Raw genomic sequence first — 27,000 nt, 5'->3', positions numbered from 1 at the left:
TGTGGCTAAGCCTGACGCATCTCACGCGATGAGTCAACTGATCCCACATTTTGGTTAACGGACCTCGGCGTGTCGGCCCCCGACGCGCCCCCGACAGCCGGTGCGACCTGTGCAGATCCCTCGTTCGGGGGACGCGGGACGGGCACCGACGCCGGTGGATCTGACCGGAGCCGGGGCAGCAGCGGGGAGGCCGGGCGGACCGGCGCGGGCGGCGGGGCCGGCGGCACCGAGGTGGGCCGGGCGCCGGGCGAGGTGGCCGCCTCCAGCATCGCCTCCAGGTGCTCGGCCGGCACCCCCCAGCCGAAGAGCGCGCCCTGCCCGAACCGGCAGCCCGCGGCCACCACCGCGGCCAGCTCCGTGGGGGTGGTCACACCCTCGGCGATCACCTCCAGGCCGAGCTGATGCCCGAGGCGCATGACGATGTCCACCATCGGGGCGAACGCCGGGCCGTCCCGGCCGACCGGACGGACCGGCTCGTGCTCGGCGACCAGACTGTGGTCGATCTTGAGGATGTCGATCGGGAGCCGGCGCAGCTGCCCCAGCGAGGAGTAGCCGGCGCCGAAATCGTCCAGCGCGATCCGTACGCCGGTGCGCCGCAGCGCGGCCAGCCGGCGGATCAGCTCGTCCAGGTCGGTGGCGACCGCGTGCTCGGTGACCTCCAGCACCAGCCGCTGCGGCGGTACGTGGTGGGCGCGCAGCGCGTCGGCGACCTGGACCACGTACTCCGGAGCGTGCAGCTCGCGGGGCGAGACGTTGACCGAGACCCAGACGTCGTGCCCGTCGGCCAGCCAGCGGGAGAGCTGGTAGCAGGCCTGGTGCAGCACCCAGGCGCCCAGCTTCGAGATCATCCCGCACTCCTCGGCCAGCGGGATGAACTCGTCCGGCCGGACATTGCCCAGTTTGGGGTGGTGCCAGCGGAGCAGCGCCTCGGCGCCGACCGGCCGGACCGACGGCAGCGAGGCCACCGGCTGGAACGCCAGGCGCAGCTCGTCGCGCTCGATCGCGCCGCGCAGCTCGTGCTCCAGCATGGTGCGCCGGCGCAGCAGTTGGTCGTACGTGGCGTCGTAGCGCTCGACCCGGTTCTTGCCCCGCTGCTTGGCGTAGCGCAGCGCCAGGTCGGCGTTGCGCAGCAGCAACTCGACGTCGGTCTCCCCGCTGCTGCGGGCCACCCCGATGCTGACCGAGAGGAAGACCGGCCCGTCCGCCTCCTCGTACGGGCGGCCGAGCACCCCGAGCAGCCGCTCGGCGACCGGCCCGGCGTCGCTCGCGCCGTGCATCAGCACCGCGAACTCGTCGCCGCCGAGCCGGGCGGCCAGATCGCCCGGGCGCAGGTTGCCGCGCAGCCGCCGGCCGACCTCGGCCAGCACCGCGTCGCCGACGTCGTGCCCACGCATGTCGTTGACGTTCTTGAAGCCATCCAGGTCCAGCCCGAGCAGGACGCAGGGGACCCGGGCCTCGGCGCACCGGTGCAGCGCCCGCAGCAGGCCACGCCGGTTGGCCAGGCCGGTGAGCGGGTCGGTGTGCGCCAGCTCACGGAAGTGGGCCTCCCGCTCGGCCAGCCGGTCGGCGTAGTTACGTACGTCGTTGAGGGCGAGATATTGCCGGGCCACCAGGGCGAAGCCCTCGACGCTGCCGGCGACGATGCCCATCGCGTCGAACCCGCCGCCCTGGACCAGGTGGTACATCGCCGACGCGGCCATCGCAAGCATCGGCACGAAGGCGTACTCGCCGTCGCGGCGGATCAGGTCGACGTTCACCTGCCCGGGCAGGTCGACCCGGTGCACGGCCAGGGCGATGGCCAGCAGGCCCGCGGCCAGCACCGCGGCGCCGGCGTGCACCATCACCGGACCGCCCTGACAGAGCCCGGCGGAGACGCCCAGTCCGCCGCCGGTCATCCCGGTCAGCCCGGCCCCGAGCAACGCGAGCCGGCCGCGCGGCGGCGCGGCCCGCAGCACCACGATCAGGGTCAGCCCGGCGGTGACCGCCGCGCTCACCGTGGCCAGCCCGATGGGTACGCAGGCGATCGGGGTGGCCGCGCCGAGCAGCCGGGTCGGCGGGCTGAACAGCACCCAGCCGACGAACCAGAGCGCGCTGGCCATGATCAGGCCGTCGAGCAGCAGCCGGGCGGTCGCCGTCCGGGTCGCCGCGGCGCCGGGCAGCCGGAGCAGCGCGGCGCCGAGGGTGAGCGCGCTGAGCGTGCTGCCCACCGACACCAGGGTCGCCCAACCGGTCCGCTGCCCCTGCTCGTGGGCCCAGTGCGGGGTGGCGACCAACGCGGCGGCCACCCCGACGAGGAGGGTGAGCAGCGCGATGCCGGCGGCCGCGGCGAGCAGCAGATGGGCCTGCCGGTGGGGCCCGACCCGGCGGCGGGCCGACCCGGCGAGCAGCGCGGTCCCGGCGGCGGCGGCGAGCCCGCTCAGCACCGCGACGGTGACCATCCCCGGGGACGACTGCACGACCTCAACTGTGCCGGATGTGAGCACCCCTTGGGGCACCGGGTGTGCATCTGTTGGGACACGGCGCGCGCGGCCGGGGGCCGCCGGGACGACAGTGTCAGACTGGTAGTCATGCCTGAGCTGCGGTCGAGGACCTCCACCCACGGTCGGACGATGGCCGGCGCCCGGGCCCTGTGGCGGGCCACCGGGATGACCGACGACGACTTCGGCAAGCCGATCGTCGCCATCGCCAACAGTTTCACCCAGTTCGTCCCCGGTCACGTACACCTCAAGGACCTCGGCGGCCTGGTCGCCGACGCGGTGGCCGAGGCCGGCGGGGTGGGCCGGGAGTTCAACACCATCGCCGTGGACGACGGCATCGCCATGGGCCACGGCGGCATGCTCTACTCGCTGCCCAGCCGGGAGCTGATCGCCGACGCGGTGGAGTACATGGTCAACGCGCACTGCGCGGACGTCCTGGTCTGCATCTCCAACTGCGACAAGATCACGCCGGGCATGCTGCTGGCCGCGCTGCGGCTCAACATCCCGACCGTCTTCGTCTCCGGCGGGCCGATGGAGGCCGGCAAGACGGTGGCGATCGAGGGCGTGGTCCACTCCAAGATCGACCTGATCGACGCGATGATCGCCGCGTCGAACGAGTCGGTCACCGAGGACCAGCTCGGCCAGATCGAGCGCTCGGCCTGCCCGACCTGCGGCTCCTGCTCCGGCATGTTCACCGCCAACTCGATGAACTGCCTCACCGAGGCGATCGGCCTGGCGCTGCCCGGCAACGGGTCGACCCTGGCCACCCACGCCGCGCGCCGGTCGCTGTTCGTCGAGGCCGGCCGCACCGCGGTGGCGATCGCCAAGCGCTGGTATGACCAGGACGACGCCTCGGTGCTGCCTCGATCGATCGCCAGCCGGGCCGCCTTCGAGAACGCCGTCGCGCTCGACGTGGCCATGGGCGGCTCGACCAACACGGTGCTGCACCTGCTCGCCGCCGCCCGCGAGGCGGAGCTGGACTTCGGGGTGGCCGACATCGACGCCATCTCCCGCCGGGTGCCCTGCCTGGCCAAGGTCGCGCCGAACTCGCCGCAGTACCACATGGAGGACGTGCACCGGGCCGGCGGCATCCCCGCCATCCTCGGCGAGCTGGACCGGGCCGGCCTGCTACACCGGGACGTGCACGCGGTGCACTCCCCCAGCCTGCAGCAGTGGCTGGCCGACTGGGACGTGCGGGGCGGCTCGGCCACCCCCGAGGCGGTCGAGCTGTTCCACGCCGCCCCCGGCGGGGTGCGCACCACCGAACCGTTCTCCACCACCAACCGCTGGTCGTCCCTGGACACCGACGCGGCCGGCGGGTGCGTGCGGGACCGGGAGCACGCGTACAGCGCCGACGGCGGGCTGGCCATCCTGCACGGCAACCTGGCGCCGGACGGCTGCGTGGTGAAGACCGCCGGGGTGCCCGAGGAGTGCCTGACGTTCCGCGGGCCGGCCAAGGTCTACGAATCGCAGGACGACGCGGTGTCGGCGATCCTGGCCAAGGAGGTCGTCGCCGGGGACGTGGTGGTGATCCGGTACGAGGGCCCGAAGGGCGGCCCGGGCATGCAGGAGATGCTCTACCCGACCTCGTTCCTCAAGGGCCGCGGGCTGGGCCGCTCCTGCGCGCTGCTCACCGATGGCCGGTTCTCCGGCGGCACCTCCGGCCTGTCCATCGGCCACGTCTCCCCGGAGGCGGCCTCCGGCGGCCTGATCGCGCTGGTACGGGAGGGCGACGAGATCGTCATCGACATCCCGGCCCGGTCGATCCACCTCAACGTGCCCGACGAGGTGCTCCAGGCCCGCCGGGTCGCCGAGGAGAAGCGGGACCGGCCATTCACCCCGGCCGACCGGCAGCGGCCAGTGTCCGCGGCGCTGCGCGCGTACGCCTCGATGGCCACCTCGGCCAGCGACGGCGCCTACCGCCGGGTGCCGGAGTAGCAGGAGGGGTCCCTGGTCAACGCCTGCGGCATGGCAGGGGCCCCTTCCGAACGCCAGTCCCGGTAGGGTCGCGCGTCGTGCAGACGACCATGAGCTACGCGCGACGGATCCGGCCGGTCATCGACCGGGTGTACGTGGGTGCCCGCTGGGCGGCCCGGGCCCGGATGGAGGCGTTCTACGCGGAGCGGGGCGCGGACCTCGGCGCGGAGAACAGCTTCTACTCCGGGGTGCTGGCCCGGCCCATGCCGGCCGACGCGCTCGCCGACGGACTCGCCTACACCGACGGCGACATGAGCCGCGAGCTGGCCCAGGGTGTGCTGAAGGTGGACGCCGAGGGGACCTGGCACCTGACCGAGCTGGGCCGGGAGCTGACGCTGTACGCGCAGCGGGCGACCGCCGAGGCCGCCGAGGAGCTGTGGTCCTCCGGGCCGCCGATGCTGCCCGGCCTGGCCTCGGTGCCCCGGCTCGCCGAGCTGGTCGGCCGGGTGCTGGCGCACGGGCTGGCCACCGGCGGGCCGGCGTTCCACGCCATGACCCCGCCGTACGAGCCGGACGACGCCTCACCGGCGCTGCTGCTCACCACCCGGCTCGGCTCGCTGCGCCACCACCGGGCCGACGCGCACCGGGCGGCGTGGCGGGCCGCCGGGCTGACCGCCGAGCAGATCAAGGCCCTGCCCGACGGGCCGGAACGCGCAGCGATCGAGGCCGACACCGACCGCCGGGACGCGCCCGCGTACATGGTGCTCACCGAGGACGAGCGGTGGGAGCTGCTCGCCGGCCTGGGCGCGCTACCGAGCTGAGGGCGCAGGCCCGAGGGCGACCGTGCGGGCGTACCGGATGGCGGCTGGGGTGTCCGGGAAGACCAGGCCCGCGCGGCGCAGCTCGTCGGCCACGCCCAGGGCGTCCAGCACCTGGTCGTGACCGGGGGTGATGCCGGAGAGCAGCACCACGGTCCCGCGCGCCCGGAGCCGGTCGATGGCGTCGCCCAGCACCTGCGCACCGGTGGCGTCCATGGTGGACACCCGGGACATTCGCAGGATGACCACCCGCACGTCGGCGACGTCGGACAGTTCGAGCAGGAAGGTGTGCGCGGCGGCGAAGAAGAGCGGCCCGTCCAGCCGGTAGGCCACGATGTGCTCGGCCAGCAGGGCGTGTTCCTCGGCGCTGTGCTCGCCTTGGTCGAGCGGGACCTGCTCCAGCCGGGCGCTGCGGGCCACCGCACGCAGGGCGAGCACGACCGCCACGGCGAGGCCGACCGCCACCGCGGTGACCAGGTCCCAGATCACCGTGACGGCGAAGGTCAGCACGAGCACCACCGCGTCGCCACGGGTGGCCCGGGCGATCGCCCGGAGCGAGCCGGCCTCCACCATCCGGACGGTGGTGGCCAGCAGCACCCCGGCCAGGGCGGCCAGCGGGATCCGACCGACCAGCGGGGCGGCGGCCAGCACGATCGCCGCGAGGGCGACCGCATGGGCCAGGGCCGCCAGCTTGGAACCCGCACCGGCGCGGACGTTCACCGCCGTCCGGGCGATGGCGGCGGTGGCCGGGATGCCGCCGAACAGCGGCGACGCCAGATTGGCCAGGCCCTGCCCGAAGAGCTCCCGGTCCGGGTCGTGCCGCTGGCCGACGGTCATCCCGTCCGCGACGGTGGCCGAGAGCAGGCTCTCCAGCGCGGCGAGCGCGGCGACCGCGAGCGCGCTGGGCAGCAGCACCCCGATCGCGCCGAGGTCGAGGAAGCCCAGCGAGGGGGCGGGCAGGTGCTGCGGCAGGGCGCCGATCCGGATCAGGTCGACCGGGGCGAACTCGGCGAGGACCGTCGCCGCACCGACCCCGAGCAGCGAGAACGGTAGTCCGGGCCGCCACCGCGAGCCGAGCAGCATGAGCGCCGCGACGCTGAGGGCCACGGCCACGGCCGCCGGACGGGGGTGTGTGACGAACCGGGCGACGGCGTCCGCGGCCACCGCCCAGACCTTGTCGCCGTGGGCGTCGGTGATCCCCAGTGCGGCGGGCACCTGCTGGAGCGCGATGACCACGGCGATGCCGGCGGTGAAGCCCTCGATCACCGGGGCCGGCAGGTAGCGGACGTACCGGCCGAGCCGGGCGAGGGCGAGGGCGATCAGCACCAGCCCAGCCAGCGCGCCGACCATGAGCACCCCGCCGGCGCCGAAGCGCTGCACCACCGGCACCAGCACGACGGTCATCGCCCCGGTGGGGCCGGAGACCTGGAGGTTGGACCCGCCGAACACGGCGGCGACCGCCCCGGCGACCACTGCGGTGACCAGCCCAGCCTGCGCGCCCAGGCCGGAGGTGACACCGAACGCGAGGGCCAGCGGCAGCGCCACCACGGCGACGGTCAGCCCGGCGAGCAGGTCGCGCCGGGGTGAGCGGCGTACGGCTGCCCAGTCGGCCCGGCCGGGCAGCAGCCTGAGCAGGCGTGCCGCGACCTGGCGGCCGGCCCGCCGCACGCCGTGCTTGCGACTGGCGTCGGCGGCGGCCGGGGTGGTGTCCCGGCCCAGTGCTGCCGCGTTCACCGGTCGGCCTCGGAGGCGCGCAGTTCGTCGAGGAGGGCGTCCCGGTCAGTGAGGACCGCGCCGAGGATCCGCCGACCGGCAGCCAGCAGGTCGGCCACGTCGGGAGTGCTGAGGGAATAGATGACCAGCGGCCCGTCCCGGTAGGAGGTGACCATGCCGGCCCGGCGCAGCACGGCGAGTTGCTGGGAGAGGTTGGACGCCTCGACGTCGATGGCGGCGAGCAGGTCACGGACCGGCTTCGGCCCGTCCTGAAGCAGTTCGAGCACCCGGATGCGGACCGGGTGCCCGAGGGTGCGGAACAGCTCCGCCTTCGCCTGATACAGCGGCACCGACACAGCAACCCCTCCCAAATCCATGAAGACTTTAGCACTTGAGGAAACCTTCAAGTCGAGGTCGCAATCTCGAACAGGGCCAGCACGACGGCGACCAGCCCATTCCTTTCACATGTCGTTGACGCAGCGCAGCACCGGTCGGGTGGTCAGCGCGGCCAGGTCGAGCGGCACGTCCGCGCGCACGGTGAACGCCGCCGAATCGCCCGGCAGCAGGGTGACGAGAGCGTCCCTGATCAGCTTAGCGATCCTGAGTCGGATGGGGTTTCCGGGATCGTTTCCCACCGTGGTGGGGTCGCGTGGGCGTGGAGATGGAATCCCGCGCCCAAGGCGGCTCCGCGTGGCCGGTGGCCGGCGGTGGGTGTGCTGATCGTGTTCACGCCCTGGTGTCGGTGGGCTGCGCGGGGCAGCTTCCGGTCCGTTGGTGCGTGTCCCTCCGGACGCTTGCCCGCCTGGCCGTGGGGCCGGGTGGGGGAGGGTGCCCCGCGTCGCCTGGGCGCGGGGCGTGAAGCGTGGGGCCGGGTGGGGCCGGTCTTCGACCGGTCCCTCCGGCTGGCATTAGCAGCGCTGGGGGTGACGACGGCGCTGGCTTCGAGGGTGTCGACGACCGTGCGGATCACCATGGCGCCGGTGGTCTTGTCGGTGATGGTTTTGGCTTGGTGGGTGAGTCCGCGGGCGGCGATACGCCGCCAGGCGCCGTTGTCGCGGTCGCCCTGCCACCGGCAGGACTGGTTGGGGCAGATAGCCCACTTCCAGCCGGCCACGGTCGGCTTGTCGGGGGCTCTACGGTGCCGCAGCGGGGTCAAACATTGAGGGCAGTGTTTGGACGTGTTCCGGGCGGGGACGGTGACCACGGCGATCCCATGCTCGGCGGCGAGGTGCCGCATCCGATCGCTGATCTTTCCGCGGACCTGCTGGGACAGGCGGGTATTCAGGGTGCGCCCCATGCCCTTGGCTTCCATCGACCGCAGGTCTTCCAGGTAGATCGCCGTCGCCCGGGCGGCGATCGCCTGGTCCACCGTCCACCGGGCGGCAGCCCACGCGAGCGCGTCGTTCAAGTTTTGGCGGCGGGCGGACACGTGGCGGATCTCGCCGGCCAGCACCTCGTGCTTCGCTCTCAGCTGCTCGTCAGGGCGGCCGCCGAGCAGCCGCGCGTACTGGTCGGCCTTCGCATGCAGCCGCTCACTGTGGCGGCGCAGGCGGTGCTGCTTGGCCAGGATGCCGGCGGCGCGGAACTGTCCACCAGCCCCCAACGCCGTGATCCGGCCATCCTTACCCAGTCGTAGGGCACCGGCGCTGATCAGGGTGTTGAGACCCCAGTCCACACCGACCGCTACGGTATGGCCGGTGCGCGCGGCTTTCGGCACCGGGTGCGTGTATGCCATGTCGGCACGCACCGTCCCGTCGATGAGGCGCAGGGTGGGCAGGTGCAGCACCGCCGCGGCGGGAACCGTGGACGGCAGCCGGGTCGGACACTCGACCCACGTCCAGTCCCGATACCCTCGCGGATCCGGTCGGGTGGGCAGTTGCAGCCGCAGCAGCGCCTTCGCCGGGTCGGTGTCGCTGCGCTCGATGGTGGCCTGCTGCCGATCACACGCGGCCAGCAGCAACATCCGCGGAATCCTCGGGACGCCTTCGAGTTCGAACACGTCCACCGGCAGCCGACCATTGGCCTTGCCGAACGTGACGACCTGCCGGGTGCGGCCCTTGATGACGCTGGACGGCAGATGCTGCCCGCCCGGGATCGCCTGGCGGACCTGATCCCACTCCGCGGGGGTGCGCCTACACGGATCGGCCGGCCACACCGCCAGGACCCCGGCGGTCACACCGGCACGCCACACCGCCGAACGAAGAACACGCCCCGCCTGCTCCTGCGCCATCCGCACAACCCGGTCATTAACCCGCACACCCCCAGGCGCGGTCACCGCCCAGCCCAGCCGCCGCAACGCCATCCACGCGTTCGACGGCAACCTCCGCCCACCCGCATCCACCCCGCAGGCCAGCACCTCCACATCCACGCTGTTCCAATGCTCGCCGATCAGCGCGGCCACCATGCCCGCCACCAGATCAGCACACCAACCGACCCGTCGCGCCAGCACCGCCGCAGACAGGACCTCACCGGTTTCCTCATCCACCCCCGCGCGGAGCACAGCACGGGCACACGCAGTCCGGACCGTCTCGCCTTCGCCCAGCCGCAGCTTCCCGCTCACCGGCTCAACGACCCACCATCGATCGAGCAGAACCAACGCTCACGACCGGCCCACGTCACCGGAATCCTCCCCGAACCAGCCCACACACCAAGCATCACCGGTGAACACCGACAGACGCGCCGTGGTCTGTGAGAATCGAAGAAGGTCCACACGACCAACCTATGATCACTGACGATTCATAATCAAGTTGGTCAGCCTGGTCGACCTCCGCCGACGGGTGCAGCCGGTCCGGGAAGAGCGTCAGGTCGCGCAGCACCGTCCGCGCGCTCACCTGCACCAGCTGACCGCCGTCGACCGGCTCGACCGTCGCGTCCAGCTCCGCCGCCGGCCACTCGATCTCGCGGTCCTCGGCGAAGAACCAGATCGCCCGCTCCGCCGAGTCCCAGGGCTCGGCGACGAGCAGCTCTCGCCGGGCCTCGTCCGGCCGCGCCAGCTCCGCCGGCAGCGCCACCACCATCGAGGAGTACGCGGGAACATCGAGCTCCACCGCGGTCGTCGCCCTCGACTCCCACCCCAGGGTGAGCCGGGTGACCATGGCCGGCACCTGCCACGCCTCGCCGGTCTCGTTCACCGCCACCAGGGCCAGCCCCCCGTCCCGCGGCTGCACGGTGAGCAGCCGGTCCGCGTACGCCCGGCGCAGCGCGTACCAGAGGGGCTTGCGGCGGCCGTCGCCGTCGACCGCCGACCACGAGGTGACCGGCCAGCAGTCGTTGAGCTGCCAGACGACGGTGCCCATACACACCGGCCGGTGGGACCGGAAGTGCTCGACACCGAGCTGGACGGCCCGGGCCTGGTTGAGCTGGGTGAGGTAGTGCCAGTCGTCGAAGTCGGCGGGCACCGGCAGGTGGGCGTCCAGCCCGCGCCGCAGCTTCAGGTCCCCGTCAATCGCCTTCTGGTGGTGGACCATGCCGGGTGAGTCGGGCGCCAGCGGGTCGTCGGAGAGGGCCCGGCGCGGGTCGCGTACGCCGGGGGCCCCTGGTAGCCGAACTCGGCGACGAACCGCGGCACGTACTCCCGGTACTTCCGGTAGTCGTCGGTGTTCCACACGTCCCAGATGTGCGTGGTCCCGTACGCCGGGTCGTTCGGGTGCACGTCCTCCCGGCCCGACCACGGGCTGCCCGGCCAGTACGGCCGGGTCGGATCCAGCTCGCCGACGATCCGGGGCAGCAGCACCAGGTAGTAGCCGCGCCCCCAGGTCCGCCCGGCGAGCGGTTCCTGCCAGTCCCAGTCGTGCCAGCCCCAGATGTTCTCGTTGTTGCCGGTCCAGAGCACCAGCGACGGGTGGGCGGCCAGCCGGGTCACCTGCTCCCGCGCCTCGGCCTCGACCTCGGAGCGGAACGGCTCCTCCTCCGGGTACGCGGCGCAGGCGAAGAGGAAGTCCTGCTGCACCAGCAGGCCAAGTTCGTCGGCGAGTTCGTAGAAGTCCGCCGACTCGTACTGGCCACCGCCCCAGACCCGCAGCAGGTTGACGTTCGCCCCGACCGCCTGCGCGAGACGTTCGGCCAGCCGCTCCCGCGTGACGCGGTTGGGAAAGGCGTCGTCGGGGATCCAGTTGACTCCCCGGACGAAGACCGGCACCTCGTTGACGTGCAGGGTGAACGCGGAGCCGTGCGCGTCGGGGGCGGTGTCCAGGCGTATCGAGCGGAAGCCGATCCGGCGGGACCAGCCGTCCAGCGCCCGGCCGTCCGCGGCGCGCAGGGTCACCTCGAGGTCGTAGCGCGGCTGCTCGCCGTACCCCACCGGCCACCATCGCTCGGGGTCGCGGACGGTGAGGGCCAGCACGGCTCTGCACTCCCCCGCCGGGACGGTGACCTCGGTGGCGCTGCCCCCCACGGTGGCCTGCACGGTGACCGGCGCGTCCGCCACCCGCTCCACCTCGACGTGCAGCTCCACCCGGCCGGTGTCGCCGTCAACCGTGGTCAGCGGGCGGACGGTGGCCAGCCGGGCGACCGACCAGGCGTGCAGCCCGATCTCCTGCCAGATGCCGGCGGTCACCAGCGTGGGACCCCAGTCCCAGCCGAAGTTGCAGGCCGTCTTGCGGATGAAGTGGAACGGCTCCGGGTACGCGTTCGGCCGGTCACCGAGCCGGTCCCGCTGCGCCTCCGCGTAGCGGTACGGCGAGTCGAAGCGGACGGTCAGCGTGTTCGAACCGCCCCGCAGCAGCGGCCCGACGGCGAACCGGTAGCCGCGGTGCTGATTCTCGGTGCGGCCGACCTCGGTGCCGTTGAGGGCCACCGTGGCAACCGTGTCCAAGCCGGCGCAGACCAGGTCCACCCGCTCGGCGTCGCCCGGCCACCAGTCGAAGGTGGTCTCGTAGACCCAGTCGGTACGCCCGATCCAGCCCAGCCGGGTCTCGTTGTCGTCCAGGAACGGGTCGGGGATGAGGCCGGCGGCCAGCAGGTCGGTGTGCACGCAGCCCGGTACGGTGGCCGGCACCGCCACCTCGGCGACCTCCGGCGGCACCTGCGGGCCGGGCCCGGCCCGCAGCACCCAACCCTCGTGCAGCGCTCGACGGCTCACGGCTTCACCGCGCCTTCCCCATGATTCCGCAGACGATCTGGCATCCACCGAGGAACAGCATCACCAGCCGGGCGGACGGTGGCAATGCACGCGCCTGCTGCTGGACGGTGCAACGGCCGACCATCGCCGGCCGGGTCATCGCGGGGCGGCCGGAAACTCCTCGAACCACGCCTCCACCCGCTCAGCGGTGGCCGGGCGGGCGAGGGCGAAACCCTGGCCGTAGCGGCAACCGGCGCGGCGGGCCTCGGCCACCTGCGCCTCGGACTCCAGCCCTTCGACCACCACCTCCAGGCCCAGCCGGTCGCCCAGGTTGGCCACCACCTCGATCAGCGGGCGCTGCCCCTCCGTGGCCGGACCGACCAGGTGCGGACCGACCTTGAGCAGGTCGATCGGCAGCCGACGGAGCTGGGCCAGGGAGGCGTGCTCGGCCCGGAAGTCGTCCAGCGCGGTCCGCACCCCGAGGGAGCGCAGGCCGGCGAGCCGGGCCACCACGGTGGACAGTTCCGCGCCGACCGCGGGCTCGGCCACCTCCACCACGAGGCGTTCCGGCGGCACGTCGTACGCGGCCAGCGCGGTCGCGGTGCGGGTGACGAAGTCCGGCGCGGCAAGCTCCCGGGGCGTGACGTTGACGGCCATCCACAGTTCCCGGCCCCCGCCGGACCAGGCAGCGAGCTGCCGGCAGGCCCGGTCGAGCACCCATCGCCCCACCTCGCCGACCAGATCGAGATCCGCCGCGACGGGCAGCAGCTCGTCCGGCAGCACCGTGCCCAGCACCGGGCTGCGCCAGCGCAGCAGCGCCTCGGTGCCCACCGGGTGCCGGTCGGCCAGGGCCAGCACCGGCTGGAAGACCAGATCCAGTTCGCCCCGGGCGACCGCGCCGGGCAGCTCCCGTTCCAGGTCCAGCCGGCGGACCAGCTGCTCCTCGAGGTAGGCGTCGTACCACTCGACCCGGTCGCGGCCGAGCTGCACCGCGCGGCGCCGGGCCAGGTCGGCCTGGCGCAGCACGTCCTCCGCATCGCCGCCGCTGGTCTCGGCCAGCCCGACGCCGACCTGGAGCCGGATCGCCCCGGCGGGCCGTGGGTAGGGTGCGCCCAGCGCGGCCAGCAGCCGGGTGCCCAGCGCGAACGCGAGCACCGGCCCGACGTCGGTCAGCACGGCGAACTCGTGATCGGCGAGCCGGGCCACCAGATCGGTGCTGCCGCAGCCGGCCCGGATCCGGCCGGTGACCTGGACCAGCACCGGCGCCTCCACGGCCCGGCCGTCCGGCGCGTGCAGGTCGATGACCAGCAGCGCGCCACCCGTCCGCCGGGCCAGCTCGCGCAGCAGCCCGGCCCGGTCGACCGGGGCCATGGTGGACGCCGGGCCGGCCGGCCGGTCGTCGCCGACCAGATCGCGCAGTCGCGCCTCACGGGCGGCCAGCCGGGCGACGCGCCGGCGCTGGTCGGCGGCGGTGAGCAGTTCCCGGAGCACCATCGGCGGGATGACCGCCAGCCCCAGGGCGACCGCGGTGCCGGTGAACTCGCCCACCGTCCACAGGTGATGACCGGCCGCGAGCGCCGCGATGCCGGCCGGGGCGGTCAGCCCCGGCCAGGCGACCGGGAACCCGCCGGGTCGGGGTCGCTCCCCGGCGGCGCTGCGCCGGGCGCCGCTGGCGGTGAGCAGCGCGCCGACCAGCAACAGGGGCGCGACGCCCAGGACGGCGCGGTCCGGCGCGCGGTAGGCGAGCAGCACCACGAGGAGGGCCAGCCCGGCGAGGGTGGCCGCCGCTCCGGCTTGGCAGCGCGCCGCGCCCGGGCGGCGACGCCGGTTCGCCAGCGCGGCCACCAGCAGCACCGCCAGCCCGGTCGCGCCGGCGACGCTCGCGGTACGCGCCACCGAGGGCACCTCGCCGGGCGGCAGCAGCACCCAGCCCGCGAAGACCAGGCTGAGGCCGAGCCCGAGGACGTCGACGGCCCGCCGGAGCCGCTCGGCCCCGGTGAGCCGGGAGCGGCCGGGGAGCCGGAGCAAGGCCACGGCGTACAGCGGGGCGGCCACCGCGAGGCCGGCCAACGCGACCGGCAGCCGGTGCGCCGGGTCGGTCAGCGGCAGCACGGCGACGGTCAGCCCGGCGGCCAGCACCGCGGCGTCGAGGATGGTGGCGACCCGGCGGGTCAGCGCGGCGCGCCGGACCTGCCGACCGGTCCGCGCCCGGGCGGGGCGGGCCGGGTCGCGCGCCACCGGCGGGTTCGGCCCGTGCTGGCCGGCCGGGACCAGATCGCCTTCGGCGCGGCGGGTCGGGTCGGGAGCCGGCGCGTCCGGTCCGGCTGTTGTGGGCGGGGCGCCGGCCAGCCAGGCCAGCCGCACGCAGGCCAGTGCGCAGCCGCCAGCGACGGCGAGCGCCACGCCGGACAGGGCCGGGACGAGGCCGGCGGCCCCGGCGAGGACGAACAGCGTGCCGGCGAGCGCCACGACGAGGTCGGCGAGCGGTGGCCGGCGATGATCACCGGCGGGGTGGGTGACGGGCACGGCGGGCGCCTTCGTGAGGGGGACACGGGGCGGGAGCGACTGCGGGCGGGCGGGGTCAACGGTGGGCGGCGGCGACGGGCATGACCGAGGCCGGCGGGAACCGGCACGGCCACGCCGAGAAACGATCCCGGGCACGGCTGGTTACGGATGCCGCACGTGATGCCGCTCACATCTATGCCACCAGCCACCGGCCACCGGCCTCCCGCCCGGCCGGCACCCGCCCGGCCAGGGGTGCGATCATCGGAGGGTGAGCCGCGCCGACACCATCCGTTTCCGCCACAACCAGGCGATCCTGGTCGCCGCGATCGTCGCGTTCCTCGGCGCGCTACCCCTGGCCACCGCCCGCTGGTGGCTGCTCTGGGTCCTGCTGATCCCGCTGGCGGTCGCGCTCTGGGCCTGGCGGGGCGGCACCGACGCGGACTCCCATGAGCTGCGGCTGCGGGCGCTCGCCGGGCAGCGGCGGATCCCCTGGGCGCGGGTCGCCGAGCTGACCGCCGACGCGCGGGGCCGGGCGGTCGTCCGGCTCGACGACGGAGAGCTGCTGGTGCTCCCCGCGGTACGCGCCGCCGACCTGCCCCGGCTGATCTCCGCGACCGGGCACGAGCTGTCCGACACCGCCGGCTGAGCCCGACCCCGACGAGAGCGGCCGGGACGGACTGAGCCGGCCGGGGTCAGTAGCCGTCCACCACCCGGTTCACCAGCGGCTCCCCGGCCACGAACCGGCGCACCTGCTCGCCCACCAGCCGGTACGCACGCGGCAGCAGCCCGCGGACCGAGCCGGCGACATGCGGGGTGAGCAGGACGTTCGGCAGCTCCCACAGCGGATGGTCGGCGGGCAGCGGCTCGGGATCGGTGACGTCCAGCGCGGCCCGCAGCCGGCCGGAGGCCAACTCGGCGACCAGCGCCGGCGTCCGGGCCACCGGGCCGCGGGCGGCGTTGACCAGCAGCGCGCCGTCCGACATCGCGGCGAGGAACTTCTCGTCGACCAGTCCCCGGGTCTGCTCGGTCAGCGGCACCAGCAGGACCACCACGTCCGCCTCGGGCAGCAGGGCGGGCAACTCGTCCACCCCGTGCACCCCCTCGGCGGGGCGCGGGGTCCGGGCGACCAGGGTGAAGGTCACCTCGAACGGGGCCAGTCGGGCCTGCACCGCGGCCCCGATCGACCCCGCCCCGACGATCAGCACCCGCTTGCCGGCCAGCTCGTCGGTCGGGGCCACCGCGTCGTACGCCCACTCCCGGCGGGCCTGCGCCCGGGCCAGCGGGCCGAAGCCGCGCAGCACCGACAGGATGGCGGTGACCACCCACTCGGCGGTGCTGGTGTCGTGCACGCCGCGGGCGTCGCTGAGCGTCACCCCGTCGGGGATCTGCCCCACCCAGGCGTCCGCCCCGGCGGACAGGAGCTGCACCACCGCCAGGTCGGGCAGCTCGGCCAGGAGCGGGGCGGCGGCCGGACCGGCGGAGAGGAACGGCGGCACCCAGAACCGCACGCCGGCCGGGGAGGACGGGAGCCGGGCGGGGTCCTCCAGCAGCTCTATGGTGACGCCCGGAGGCAGCTCACCGAGGAGGGCGGGACCGGCCCGGTGCGGGATCCAAACCTTCACGATCACCGACGATAGTCGCCGACGGGCGCGCCCTGCTCGCGGTGGCCGTCCGCGCGGCCTCAGCCCGGCTACCCTGGGTCGGGTGAGCGCGCCTCCCCCGTACCCCCGCACCGGTCGCCGTCGGGCGGCGCTGGCGGCGTCCTGCGCGGCGCTGCTGCTGGGCACCGCCGGCTGCGCCTTCGGCGAGCCGGATCCCGACCCGGCCGGCCAGCCGCCCAACCTGCCGACCCCGTCGGCGACCGCCGGCCCGGGCGGCGCCGGCCAGCAGGTGGTCACGACGGTGCTGGCCAAGGGCCTGGCGGTGCCGTGGGCGATCGCGTTCCTGCCCGACGGCGGCGCCCTGGTGACCGAGCGGGACAGCGGCCGGATCCTCCAGGTCGGCCCGGAGTCCGGGCCGGAGGGGATGAACGTCACCGTGGTGCAGAGCGTGCCGGACGTCGCGGCCGGCGGCGAGGGCGGGCTGCTCGGCATCGCCGTCTCCCCGTCGTACGCGAAGGACCGCACGGTCTTCGTCTACTACACCGCCGCCCAGGACAACCGGATCGCGAAGCTGGAGCTCGGCGGGCGGCCCACCCCGATCCTCACCGGCATCCCCAAGGCCGGCAACCACAATGGCGGCGGCGTCGGCTTCGGCCCCGACGGCTACCTCTACGTCAGCACCGGCGACGCCGGGAACACGGCCAACGCGCAGGACCCGAAGAGCCTCGGCGGCAAGATCCTGCGGATCACGCCCGACGGCAAGCCGGCTCCGGGTAACCCCACCGCCGGCTCACCCGTGTGGTCGCTCGGGCACCGCAACGTCCAGGGCTTCGCCTGGACGCCGGACAAGCGGATGTACGCCGTCGAGTTCGGCCAGAACACCTGGGACGAGATCAACCAGATCAACAAGGGCGGCAACTACGGCTGGCCACAGGTGGAGGGGCGCGGCGACGACAAGCGCTACGTCAACCCGGTCGTGCAGTGGCGGACCGGCGAGGCCTCCTGCTCCGGGCTGGCCGCGGCGGAGCGCCTGCTGGTCACCGCGTGCCTGCGCGGGCAGCGGCTCTGGCTGGTCGAGCTGGCCCCGACCGGGACCGTTCTCGGCCAGCCCCGCGAGCTGCTGACCGGCAAGTACGGCCGGCTCCGGGCCGCCGCGGTCGCCCCGGACGGCTCGGTCTGGGTGACCACCTCCAACCGGGACGGCCGGGGCAAGCCGGTCCCGGAGGACGACCGGATACTGCGGCTGGTCTTCGCCGACGGCGGGGCCGGACGCAGCTGACCGGTCACGCCGACCGGCACCGACGACAGGTCAGAACGTCCGGGCATGGCCCGGGTTTACCAAGATCCAGCATTGGGCAGGTCAGAATCTGAGCATGGACGGCCAGGAGAACGAGCAGCGCAGGACCGGGGACGAGGCAGCCCCGGCGATCGGGCGCGCCCGCCGCTGGGCGTCCCGACGGTGGTGGCGGCTACGGCCGAGTGTCCGACTGCGCCAACTCGGCGCGGTGCTGGCCCTGCTCGTGGTCACCCTCACCGGGATCATCGCCGGCACGTACGCCGGCGGGCACGTGGGCACCGACATCGGGCCGTTCCGCGCGCACCTGAGCCTCAGCCCGTCGCTGAGCGGTGGCACCACCATCGACATCCCGCCGCTGGGCGCGTTGAAGCTGGACAGCCACAACGGGCCGACCTACCTGACCGTGGAGCTGGGCGCGCTGGACCAGCGGCGGACCGAGGCGCTGATCGACGACCCGGCGAGCATCAGCCGGGCCAGCCAGTCCGCCGTGGAGGACGTCCGCGCCGGCGTGATGCGCCTCGGGCTGAAGACGCTCGCCTCGGCGGTGCTGGCCACCCTGCTGCTGGCCGGGCTGGTCTTCCGGGACGTACGCCGGATGGCCTGGGCCGGCGGCCTGGCGCTGGTGGTCACCGCCGGGAGTCTCGGGCTGGCCGCCGCCACCGTCCGCCCGCAGGCGATCGAGGAGCCGCGCTACGAGGGGCTGCTGGTCAACGCACCGGCGATCGTCGGCGACGCGCGCCGGATCGCCAACGACTACACCAAGTACGCCGAGCAGCTCCAGCGGCTGGTCGGCAACGTCAGCAAGCTCTACACCACCGTCTCGGCGCTGCCGGTGTACGAGCCGGCCCCCGGCACCACCCGGGTCCTGCACGTCTCCGACATGCACCTCAACCCGACCGGCTGGTCGCTGATCCGGACCATCGTCGAGCAGTTCGGCATCGACGTGGTGATCGACACCGGCGACATCACCGACTGGGGCAGCGAACCGGAGGCGTCCTTCGTCGGCTCGATCGGCCTGCTCAAGAAGCCGTACGTCTACATCCGCGGCAACCACGACTCGGCGCGGACCGCCGCGGCCGTGGCCAATCAGCCGAACGCGATCGTGCTCGACAACTCCACGACCACGGTGTCCGGGCTGACCATCGCCGGCATCGGCGACCCGCGGTTCACCCCGGACAAGGAGACCTCACCGGCCGGCAGCGGACTCACCGCGCAGGTCGCCGACCAGGTGATCGGGGTCGGCGAGCAGCTGGCCACCACGGTGCAGAACTCGCCGACCAAGGTGAACATCGCCCTCGTGCACGACCCGGCCTCGGCCGGGCCGCTCTCCGGCACCTGCCCGCTGGTGCTGGCCGGGCACCTGCACGAACGGCAGGTGTTGAAGCTGCCGCAGTCGCCGGGCAAGGAGCCGACCACGCTGATGGTGGAGGGCTCCACCGGCGGCGCCGGGCTGCGCGGCCTGGAGGGCGAGAAGCCCACCCCGCTGACCATGACGGTGCTCTACTTCGACCAGCAGAAGCTGCTCCAGGCGTACGACGAGATCACCGTGGGCGGCACCGGCCAGTCGCAGGTCAACCTGGCACGGCACGTGATCAGCGACCCGGCGAAGGGCGAGCAGGTGCCGGTCACCCCGACTCCCACCCGGGGCGCCCCGGTGCCGGCCGGTCCGAGCCCGGGCAGCCCGACCGCGAGCCCGACCCGCTGAGGCGTCAGCGCAGCGAGAGCGCGGCCAGGGCGGCGTTGACGATGCTGCCCGGCAGCAGGTCGTGCAGCTCGTACAGCTCGTGGACGCTGCCCGACTGGCCGAACTCGTCCACCCCGAGCGGCACCGCCGGGGCGCCGAGCGCCGAGCCGAGCCAGGCCATCGCGTGCGAGGCGGCGTCGTGCACGGTCACCACCGGCACCCGGTCGGCGAAGGCCGACCGCAGCGCGCCGGGCACGCTCGGCACGGTCGCCGTCCGGACGCCCTGGCGCAGGGTCCGCTGCCAGGCCCGGTAGAGCCGGTCCAGCGAGGTGACGTCCACGACGTGCGCGGCCACCCCCTCCTCCGCCAGCTCCGCGGCGGCCGCCAGCACCTCCGGCAGCACCGCGCCGGAGGCGGCGAGCTGCACGACCGGGGCGTCGGCCAGCTGGGGGTACGCCTCGTGCGCGTCCACCAGCCGGTAGGCCCCGGCGACCACCTGCCGGCGCAGCACCGCGTCGCCGATCCGGGCCCGGGCCGCCTCGAAGGGCGCCTGGTCGATGGGACGGGTGCTGAGCCGGAAGTAGTACGCCCCGTCCTCGGCGGGCGCGGCGGTGGCGGCGGGCGCGGCTCCCCCGGCGATCTGGCCGAGCGCGTCACAGAGCAGCCAGTCGAGGCTGCCGGCGTACGCGGGCTCGATGAAGGTGACGCCGGGCAGCTCCAACCCCACCGAGGCGGTAATGGTGGACTGGTGGGCGCCGCCCTCCGGGGCGAGGGTGATGCCGGACGGGGTGCCGGCGACCACGAACCGGGAACCCGAGTAGGTGCCGTAGAGGAAGGCGTCCAGGCCGCGCAGCACGAACGGGTCGTAGACCGTGCCGACCGGCAGCAGCGGCTGGCCGGACAGGTCCCACGACAGGCCGAGCTGGCCGAGCAGCAGGAACAGGTTCATCTCCGAGATGCCCAGCTCGATGTGCTGGCCCGCCGGGCTCTCCGTCCAGCGCAGCATCCGGTCCTCCGTCCAGGAGCGCTGCGCGGTGGGGGCGAAGACGCCGGTCTTGTTGATGAACCCGGCCAGGTTTGTCGAGGTGGCCACGTCGGGCGCGGTGGTGACCAGGTAGGGCGCGACGTCGGCGTCCCGGGCCAGGTCGACCAGCACCCGGCCGAAGACCTCCTGGGTGGCGACGGGCTTGTTGGCGCGTACCTTGGTGGTCTCCGGGACGGTGACCCCCAGCGCCCGCTCGCGCGGCCCGCGGGACAGCGCCTCCCGGCGCTCGCCGGCCCGGATGCCGGCCGGGGAGGCCGGGTCGAGGCGGTCCCACTCGGTCTCGCGGGTCAGGCCGTGCGCGGCGCGCAGCGCGTCGACCTGCTCGGTGCTGAGCAGCGCCGAGTGGTTGCGCGGGTTGCCGGCGATCGGCAGCCCCCACCCCTTGACCGTGTACGCGAAGACCACGCTGGGCCGGTCGGTGACCGCGTCGCACTGAGCGTACGCGTCGAGCATCGCCTCGAGGTCGTGCCCGCCGAGGTCGGTGACGAGCGGGCCCAGCTCGTCGTCGGGGACGTCGGCCACGAAGGCGGACACCTCGGCCGGCGCGCCATCGAGGAACTGCTTGCGCAGGGCCGGCCCGGCCAGCCCGAACAGCGACTGGTACTGCTCGTTCGGCATCAGGTCGATCCAGTCGCGCAGCGCCTCGCCGCCCGGCCGGGCGTACGCCTCGGCGAGCTTGCGGCCGTACTTGACCTCGACCACGTGCCAGCCGGCGGCCTCGAACTGGCCGCGCCACTGGTTGATCCGGATGCCCGGGACGACCCGGTCCAGCGACTGGCGGTTGAAGTCAACCAGCCACATCACGTTGCCCAGCCCGGTGGTGGCCGGGTCGGCGACGGCCTCCCAGATGTTTCCCTCGTCCAGTTCGGCGTCGCCGATCAGCGCGATGAACCGGGAGTGCGGACGGGCGCCGAAGTGCGCGTCGACGTAGCGGCGGGTGACCGCGGCGAACAGCGGCGCGGCGGCGCCCAGGCCGACCGAGCCGGTGGAGAAGTCCACCCCGTCCGGATCCTTGGTCCGCGACGGGTACGACTGCAGCCCGCCGCGCGCCCGCAGCTTCGGCAGGTACGACCGGTCCAGGTTGCCGAGCAGGTACTGGATGGCGTGGAACACCGGCGAGGCGTGCGGCTTGACCGCGACCCGGTCCTCGCCGTCCAGGTGAGCGAACCAGAGCGCGGTCATCGCGGTGACCAGGGAGGCGCTGGACGCCTGGTGGCCGCCGACCTTCACCCCGTCACCGGTGTCCCGGTCGTGGTTGGCGGCGTCCACGATGCGGGTGGCGAGCCAGAGCACCCGCCGCTGGATCTCGTCGAGAACGTCGAGGTCGTGCTGGTTCACGGTGACTCCATCCGGGCGTCGCCGTTGACGCCCTTCGCGGGGGTGCGCAAGTCGGCGCGCTAGCCGGGGGGATCCGGGAAGGGCCGCCGCCGGATCGCGACGGCGGCCTTCACGGGGGTGTCAGGCGGGGATCCCTCTGCCGAGCGCCAGGCGTCAACAGGACCCTTCGCCTCAGCCCTGGACGCCGAGGCGCGCCAGGATCAGCTCGCGGACGGTCCGGGCGTCCGCCTGGCCGCGGGTGGTCTTCATGACCGCCCCGACCAGGGCGCCGGCCGCGGCGACCTTGCCGCTGCGGACCTTGTCGGCGACCTCCGGGTTGGCGGCGATCGCCTCGTCCACCGCGGCGGTGAGCGCGCCGGTGTCGGAGACGACCTCCAGGTTCCGGTTGGCCATGATCTGGGTCGGCGAGCCCTCGCCGGCCACCACGCCCTCCAGGACGGTACGGGCCAGCTTGTCGGTGAGCTTGCCAGCGTCGACGAGGCCCTGCAGCTCGGCGACCTGCGCCGGGGTGGCCCCGACGTCGGCCAGCTCGACACCGGTCTCGTTGGCCCGCCGGGACAGCTCACCGAGCCACCACTTGCGGGCGGCGGCCGGGGTGGCGCCGGCGGCCACGGTCTGCTCGATCAGTTCGACCGCGCCGGCGTTGAGCACCGACTGCATGTCCAGGTCGGACAGCCCCCACTGCTCCTGCAGCCGGCGGCGGTGCAGCCGGGGCAGCTCCGGCAGGGCGGCCTTCAGCTCGACCACCCAGGCCGGGTCCGGCGCGAGCGGGACCAGGTCGGGCTCCGGGAAGTACCGGTAGTCGGTGGCGGTCTCCTTGGAGCGGCCCGACGTGGTGTCGCCGGTGTCCTCGTGGAAGTGCCGGGTCTCCTGGGTGATGCTGCCGCCGGCGTCGAGCACCGTGGCCTGGCGCAGCATCTCCGAGCGGACCGCCCGCTCGACCGAGCGCAGCGAGTTGACGTTCTTGGTCTCGGTGCGGGTGCCCCACTCCTCGCCCGGCTTGTTCAGCGAGGTGTTGACGTCGCAGCGCAGCGAGCCCTCCTCCATCCGGACGTCGGAGACGCCCAGCGAGCGGATCACGTCGCGCAATTCGGTGACGTACGCCCGGGCCACCTCCGGCGCGAGCGCGCCGGTGCCGGGGATCGGCTTGGTGACGATCTCCACGAGGGGAATGCCGGCGCGGTTGTAGTCGACCAGCGACTCGGTCGCGCCGTGGATCCGGCCGGTGGCGCCGCCGACGTGCAGCGTCTTGCCGGTGTCCTCCTCCAGGTGCACCCGCTCGATGCCGATCCGCACGGTCTCGCCGTTGACCTCGACGTCCAGGTAGCCGTCGACGCAGAGCGGCTCGTCGTACTGGCTGATCTGGAAGTTCTTCGGCATGTCCGGGTAGAAGTAGTTCTTCCGGGCGAACCGGCACCACTCGGCGATCGAGCAGTTCAGCGCGAGGCCGATCCGGATCGTCGCCTCGATGGCGGCCTTGTTGGCCACCGGCAGCGAGCCCGGCAGGCCGAGGCAGACCGGGCAGACCCGGGTGTTCGGCTCGCCGCCGAAGTCGGTCGGGCAGCCGCAGAACATCTTGGTGTTCGTGCCCAGCTCGACGTGGGTCTCCAGGCCGATCACCGGTTCGTAGCGCGCGACGACCTCGTCGTACGCGGGCAGTGTCGTCGTCATCTGAGCTCCAGGCGCGATCCGGACGGAACCGGTCCAGCCTAGTCGGGCCGACGGCGGTCACCTCGCCCGGGTTTCCACCCAGGCCGGTACGTGTCGCGGTCCGGCCGGGGCCGCCCGCCCGAGGTGCGGTCCCCCGGGCGGGCCCCGAGGTCAGCGCTCCTCGACCAACCCGAGGTACATCACCTGCGGATCGACCGGATTGAAGGCGAGGCCGGCGATGCCGTCGTGGGAGTTGTGCTGCGAGGTCAACCGACCGGTCGACACGTCGTACTGGTAGAGATCGGTGCCGTAGCCACCGAACCACGTGCCGTACGCGAAGTACAGCACGTCCGGGTCCACCGGGCTCGGCCACAACGGGGTGCCGTTGATCAGGGTCGCCTGCGCGCCGTCGAGCACCGACACGAAGCTGCGGCCCCCGTCGGTCGAGCGCCAGATGTGCCGCGCGGAGTTGTCGTTCTGGCTGAGGTCGTAGCCCTCCAGCCACACCGTCCGCGGATCAACCGGCGAGAAGGCGACGGAGAAGCCGTTCGCCTGCGGGGTGGCGCCGACCCCGGCCGACCGGGTCCAGCTGCGGCCACCGTCGAACGTCACGTAGCTGCCGTGGCCCATGGTGCCCACGATGAGGTGATCCCGGTCGGCGGGATCGACGGCCGCCTGGTAGACGAACTCGTCCTGGCCGGCCGGCACCCCGACGGCGGCCCAGGTGGCACCGCCGTCGTGGGAGTCGTAGACCTGCCCGGCCTTGCTGACCGCCCGCAGGTCCCGCGCGTCGGTCCGGTCCACCGCCAGTCCGACCACGCCGTCGCTCGGGACCGGGCCGGCCACCTCGGCGACCTGGTCGCCCTGCACCCGGTAGATCGGCTGGTCGTTCACGCCGTACGCGTAGGCGTTCCCGTCCGGCCCGGCGGCGAGGTAGTACGCCGCCAGGCTCAGCCCGGTGTCGGCGATCTGCTGCCAGGTGCAGCCGGCGTCGGTGGACCGCTGGATCGCCGTCTTCGAGATGGCCACCAGCGTGTTCGGCGTGCTCAGGGCGACGAGCCTCGGGTAGGCGACCGGGGTGAGGGGGGTCGTGGTGCGGGCCAGGACGCCACCGTCGTTACGCGTGAAGGTGACCGAGCCGTCGCCCTGCACCACGCCGCACTGCGGGCGGTGCCACCCGTCGGCAGCGGCGGCGGGCGCCGCGGTGGCGAGGTTGACGGCACCGGCGGCCGTGACGGCCAGCGCGAGTGCACCGCTGAGTCGGGAGAAGATCATGAAGCATGTCTAGACGTGGACATGCACCGATCGCCACAGTTTCGGGTGTCCGAGCCCGGCCATGGCCTGTGTCGGACACCCGCGAGGCGGGAAGGGGCTCGGATGTTCGAGTCGTTGGGTCTGAACCCGGTGGAGGAATCGGTCTACCTGGCCCTCCTGCACAGACGGCAGTCGAGCGTGCCGGAGCTGGCCCGGCAGGTCGGGGAGAGCGTCCGGGTGGTCCGCGCGGCGACCGAGCGCCTGGAGGAACTCGGCTTCGTCAGCCGGCTGGTCGGTGCTGGCACCCGGCTGCTGCCGACCCGTCCGGACGTCGCGGTGAACGCCCTGGTCGTGCGGCGCACCGAGGAGTTCACCCAGGTACGCCGAGCCGCCGAACAGATGGCGGAGGAGTTTCCGCAGGAACTGCCGACCAGGCCGGACGAACTGCTGGAGATCGTCACCGGCCGGGCTGCCGTCGAGGCCCAGTTCGTCCAGCTCACCTACGGCGTGACGAAGGAGCTGCTGGTCCTGGATCGCCCGCCGTACGCCCAGGAGGTGGCGTCGGCGAACGTGTCCGAGAACGAGCTGCTCGGTCGGGACGCCAGCGTGCGGGGCATCTACGCCCCCGAGGCTTTCGAGCTGCCCGGCGCCTACGAGCAGGCGATGGCGGCCGTGGCGGCCGGGGAACAGGCGCGGGTGCACACGGACGTGCCGCTGAAGCTGGCGATCGGCGACCGCTCGGTGGCGCTGCTGCCGCTGGCCAGCGAGCGGGCCATGGACGCCGCGCTGGTGATCCGCGCGCCCATGGTCGTGTCGGCGCTGGTGAAGCTCTTCGAACTGCTCTGGGTGCAGGCCACGCCGCTGCCCGCCTGGGACCCGGAGCAGCCCGCGACGGGAGCCGACGAGCCGGATTTGCGGCTGCTGGCCCTGCTCGCCACCGGGCTCAAGGACGAAGCCATCGCCCGCGAACTCGGCGTGAGCGTGCGCACCCTGGGACGCCGCTCGTCCGCCCTGCTGGCCGCGCTCGGCGCCCGTACCCGCTTTCAGGCCGGGCTGCAGGCCGGCCGGCGGGGCCTGGCCTGACCGGGCGTCACCCGCGGGTCAGGGATCGCCGGCGGCGCTCGTAGGCCAGGAGGAGGAGCATCCCACCGACGGCGATCACCGCGACGCCCAGCAACAGCATGGTTCGCGTGTCGGATCCGGTGACAGGGAGCCCGGGTCCGGCCGTGGCCGACGGCGACGCCGATGACGGGGACGGCGATGCCGATGACGTGGGCGTCGGGGACGGCGAGGACGGCCCGGCATCGATGACGAGAGTGACCTCGTCGGTGGCGCTCGACGCGGTGCCGGTCGCCTTCACCGTGAAGGTGAAGCTGCCCTCGGCCTCGGGGGTGCCGCTGAGCACGCCGTCCGGAGCGAGGGTCAGCCCGTCGGGCAGGTCGCCGGCGGTCACGCTGAACTTGATGTTGGAGTCACCGGTGGCGGTGAACCGGAACGAGTACCCCTCGCCCACCGTGCCTCGGGGCGGTTCGCCCGAGGTGATGGTGGTGGCCGGATCGGCGATCACGACGGTGATGTCCTGGTCGGCGTAGAAGCCGTTCGTGTCGGTCATCCGGACGGCGAAGGTGTAAGTCCCCGGGGTGGTCGGCGTACCCGAGAGGTTGCGCGTGACCGACGACAACGCCATCCCCACCGGCAACGAACCCGACCGCAGCGACGCGCTGTAGGGAGCCATGCCACCCGACGCCGTGAACGTGTACGTCGGGTACGCCTGCCCCGTGTACCAGGGTGAGGTGGGGGTGCCCGAGGTGATGGTGATGGTCGGCGCGACCACCACGACGGTCACCTCCTGGTCGGCGTAGAAGCCGTTCGTGTCGGTCACCCGGACGCCGAAGGTGTAGGTCCCCGGGGTGGTCGGCGTACCCGAGAGGTTGCGCGTGACCGACGACAACGCCATCCCCACCGGCAACGAACCCGACCGCAGCGACGCGCTGTAGGGAGCCATGCCACCCGACGCCATGAACGTGTGCGTCGGATACGGCTCGTAGGCGGTGACCGGCGAGGTGGGCGCGCCCGAGGTGATGGTGATGGTGGGTGCCTCGACCACGACGGTCACGTCCTGGTCGGCAAAGAAGCCGTCCGCGTCGGTCACCCGGACGCCAAACGAGTAGCTGCCCGGCGTGGTCGGCGTACCCGAGAGGTTGCGCGTGACCGACGACAACGCCATCCCCACCGGCAACGAACCCGACCGCAGCGACGCGCTGTAGGGAGCCGTGCCACCCGACGCCGTGAACGTGTGCGTCGGATACGGCTCGTACGCGGTGACCGGGGACGTCGGCGGACCGGAGGTGATGGTGATCGTCGCGGCAGCCGCCGGCTGCGCCGTGCCGAGCAGCAGCAGCATGAATGCCGACACGATCATTATCGGTCGCAGCGTCTTCATCGCCCGTCCAGGATTCGATCGAGGTACGCCGGGATTCGCGTTCACCGGCGCGAGGCGACCTTATCCAATCAGGACAGGCAGGAAGGCGTAATGGACCGAACGGTGACCGCGTGTTGCCAATCGGCGTTGCGTTCGGCTGTCGCAGCGCCCGTTCCCGGACAAGACCGTGCCCCTCGCGGGGCGGCCTGTCGGCCGCCCC

At 73.5% G+C, this 27,000-nt stretch carries 19 protein-coding genes; 6 read left to right on the top strand and 13 right to left on the bottom strand.

Annotated elements, in window-relative coordinates; translation table 11 throughout:
- Positions 1-5: 5 nt before the first annotated feature.
- Positions 6-2,456 carry a putative bifunctional diguanylate cyclase/phosphodiesterase gene (locus A6A27_RS01205; protein WP_073832449.1) on the bottom strand — a complete coding sequence of 817 codons (2,451 nt, stop codon included), beginning with the start codon at positions 2,454-2,456 and terminating at the stop codon, positions 6-8.
- 111 nt (positions 2,457-2,567) lie between these two features.
- Here A6A27_RS01205 and ilvD point away from each other — a divergent pair, with 111 nt between their 5' ends.
- Together ilvD and A6A27_RS01195 are read left to right on the top strand one after the other, a co-directional pair.
- On the top strand, positions 2,568-4,415 hold the full coding sequence (ilvD, locus tag A6A27_RS01200; protein WP_073832448.1) for a dihydroxy-acid dehydratase: 1,848 nt from the start codon (positions 2,568-2,570) through the stop codon (positions 4,413-4,415).
- Between the two features lie 77 nt (positions 4,416-4,492).
- Positions 4,493-5,215, top strand: a complete 723-nt coding sequence (locus A6A27_RS01195; RefSeq protein ID WP_241825024.1) for a hypothetical protein — start codon at positions 4,493-4,495, stop codon at positions 5,213-5,215.
- Here A6A27_RS01195 and A6A27_RS01190 read toward each other — a convergent pair.
- From A6A27_RS01190 to A6A27_RS01170, 7 genes are all read right to left on the bottom strand, one after another.
- The gene (locus A6A27_RS01190) at positions 5,204-6,880 is read right to left on the bottom strand and encodes a SulP family inorganic anion transporter (RefSeq protein WP_143193828.1); all 1,677 of its coding nucleotides are present in this window, start codon (positions 6,878-6,880) and stop codon (positions 5,204-5,206) included. The two genes, A6A27_RS01195 and A6A27_RS01190, sit on opposite strands and share 12 nt — an antisense overlap.
- Before the next feature lie 62 nt (positions 6,881-6,942).
- Positions 6,943-7,281, bottom strand: coding sequence for an ArsR/SmtB family transcription factor (locus tag A6A27_RS01185; protein ID WP_073832445.1), 339 nt, complete (start codon positions 7,279-7,281; stop codon positions 6,943-6,945).
- 105 nt (positions 7,282-7,386) lie between these two features.
- The gene (locus tag A6A27_RS44055) at positions 7,387-7,560 is read right to left on the bottom strand and encodes a hypothetical protein (protein WP_158073926.1); all 174 of its coding nucleotides are present in this window, start codon (positions 7,558-7,560) and stop codon (positions 7,387-7,389) included.
- Complete coding sequence (locus A6A27_RS01180; RefSeq protein ID WP_073832696.1) at positions 7,512-9,485, bottom strand: zinc ribbon domain-containing protein; 1,974 nt, start codon at positions 9,483-9,485, stop codon at positions 7,512-7,514. The genes A6A27_RS44055 and A6A27_RS01180 overlap by 49 nt, the downstream gene beginning before the upstream one ends.
- Before the next feature lie 94 nt (positions 9,486-9,579).
- Entirely contained in the window at positions 9,580-10,392 is an 813-nt protein-coding gene (locus tag A6A27_RS45595) for a hypothetical protein (protein WP_241825023.1), read from the bottom strand.
- On the bottom strand, positions 10,356-12,005 hold the full coding sequence (locus tag A6A27_RS01175) for a glycoside hydrolase family 2 protein (protein ID WP_241825022.1): 1,650 nt from the start codon (positions 12,003-12,005) through the stop codon (positions 10,356-10,358). Before A6A27_RS01175 ends, A6A27_RS45595 begins: the two co-directional genes overlap by 37 nt.
- Before the next feature lie 135 nt (positions 12,006-12,140).
- On the bottom strand, positions 12,141-14,510 hold the full coding sequence (locus A6A27_RS01170) for a bifunctional diguanylate cyclase/phosphodiesterase (RefSeq protein ID WP_241825021.1): 2,370 nt from the start codon (positions 14,508-14,510) through the stop codon (positions 12,141-12,143).
- A gap of 247 nt (positions 14,511-14,757) precedes the next feature.
- On the opposite strand from A6A27_RS01170, the gene A6A27_RS01165 reads away from it, so the two are divergent.
- Positions 14,758-15,135 (top strand): PH domain-containing protein, encoded by a 378-nt coding sequence (locus A6A27_RS01165; protein ID WP_073832444.1) that lies wholly within the window; start codon positions 14,758-14,760, stop codon positions 15,133-15,135.
- Positions 15,136-15,181: 46 nt separating this feature from the next.
- On the opposite strand, the gene A6A27_RS01160 is transcribed toward A6A27_RS01165, so the two are convergent.
- Entirely contained in the window at positions 15,182-16,111 is a 930-nt protein-coding gene (locus A6A27_RS01160) for a 2-hydroxyacid dehydrogenase (protein WP_073832694.1), read from the bottom strand.
- 82 nt (positions 16,112-16,193) lie between these two features.
- Here A6A27_RS01160 and A6A27_RS01155 point away from each other — a divergent pair, with 82 nt between their 5' ends.
- Both A6A27_RS01155 and A6A27_RS01150 read left to right on the top strand, forming a co-directional pair.
- A complete protein-coding gene (locus tag A6A27_RS01155) occupies positions 16,194-17,369 on the top strand; it encodes a PQQ-dependent sugar dehydrogenase (RefSeq protein WP_073832443.1) in 1,176 nt (391 codons plus the stop codon).
- A gap of 94 nt (positions 17,370-17,463) precedes the next feature.
- Positions 17,464-19,092 carry a metallophosphoesterase gene (locus tag A6A27_RS01150; protein WP_073832442.1) on the top strand — a complete coding sequence of 543 codons (1,629 nt, stop codon included), beginning with the start codon at positions 17,464-17,466 and terminating at the stop codon, positions 19,090-19,092.
- Positions 19,093-19,096: 4 nt separating this feature from the next.
- On the opposite strand, the gene A6A27_RS01145 is transcribed toward A6A27_RS01150, so the two are convergent.
- The 3 genes from A6A27_RS01145 to A6A27_RS01135 all read right to left on the bottom strand — a co-directional run bounded on the left by A6A27_RS01145 (position 19,097) and on the right by A6A27_RS01135 (position 24,379).
- The gene (locus A6A27_RS01145) at positions 19,097-21,454 is read right to left on the bottom strand and encodes a transketolase-like TK C-terminal-containing protein (protein WP_073832441.1); all 2,358 of its coding nucleotides are present in this window, start codon (positions 21,452-21,454) and stop codon (positions 19,097-19,099) included.
- A gap of 171 nt (positions 21,455-21,625) precedes the next feature.
- On the bottom strand, positions 21,626-23,125 hold the full coding sequence (gene gatB / locus A6A27_RS01140) for an Asp-tRNA(Asn)/Glu-tRNA(Gln) amidotransferase subunit GatB (protein WP_073832440.1): 1,500 nt from the start codon (positions 23,123-23,125) through the stop codon (positions 21,626-21,628).
- Between the two features lie 150 nt (positions 23,126-23,275).
- A complete protein-coding gene (locus tag A6A27_RS01135) occupies positions 23,276-24,379 on the bottom strand; it encodes a VPS10 domain-containing protein (RefSeq protein WP_073832439.1) in 1,104 nt (367 codons plus the stop codon).
- Positions 24,380-24,481: 102 nt separating this feature from the next.
- Here A6A27_RS01135 and A6A27_RS01130 point away from each other — a divergent pair, with 102 nt between their 5' ends.
- Positions 24,482-25,441 carry a helix-turn-helix domain-containing protein gene (locus A6A27_RS01130; protein WP_073832438.1) on the top strand — a complete coding sequence of 320 codons (960 nt, stop codon included), beginning with the start codon at positions 24,482-24,484 and terminating at the stop codon, positions 25,439-25,441.
- 7 nt (positions 25,442-25,448) lie between these two features.
- Here A6A27_RS01130 and A6A27_RS01125 read toward each other — a convergent pair whose 3' ends face one another.
- A complete protein-coding gene (locus tag A6A27_RS01125; protein WP_083672363.1) occupies positions 25,449-26,801 on the bottom strand; it encodes an Ig domain-containing protein in 1,353 nt (450 codons plus the stop codon).
- Between the last annotated feature and the right edge of the window lie 199 nt (positions 26,802-27,000).

The sequence above is a fragment of the Micromonospora sp. CB01531 genome (assembly GCF_001905095.1).
Lineage (GTDB): Bacteria > Actinomycetota > Actinomycetes > Mycobacteriales > Micromonosporaceae > Micromonospora.
The sequence above is the reverse complement of the archived record's forward strand: the minus strand, read 5'-3'. Positions and strand labels throughout refer to the sequence as shown.

Coding starts and splice junctions, on each gene's coding strand:
- A6A27_RS01135 (WP_073832439.1), bottom strand. CDS start 24,379: ATGATCTTCTCCCGACTCAGCGGTGCACTCGCGCTGGCCGTCACGGCC.
- ilvD (WP_073832448.1), top strand. CDS start 2,568: ATGCCTGAGCTGCGGTCGAGGACCTCCACCCACGGTCGGACGATGGCC.
- gatB (WP_073832440.1), bottom strand. CDS start 23,125: ATGACGACGACACTGCCCGCGTACGACGAGGTCGTCGCGCGCTACGAA.
- A6A27_RS45595 (WP_241825023.1), bottom strand. CDS start 10,392: ATGGTCCACCACCAGAAGGCGATTGACGGGGACCTGAAGCTGCGGCGC.
- A6A27_RS01125 (WP_083672363.1), bottom strand. CDS start 26,801: ATGAAGACGCTGCGACCGATAATGATCGTGTCGGCATTCATGCTGCTG.
- A6A27_RS01130 (WP_073832438.1), top strand. CDS start 24,482: ATGTTCGAGTCGTTGGGTCTGAACCCGGTGGAGGAATCGGTCTACCTG.
- A6A27_RS01150 (WP_073832442.1), top strand. CDS start 17,464: ATGGACGGCCAGGAGAACGAGCAGCGCAGGACCGGGGACGAGGCAGCC.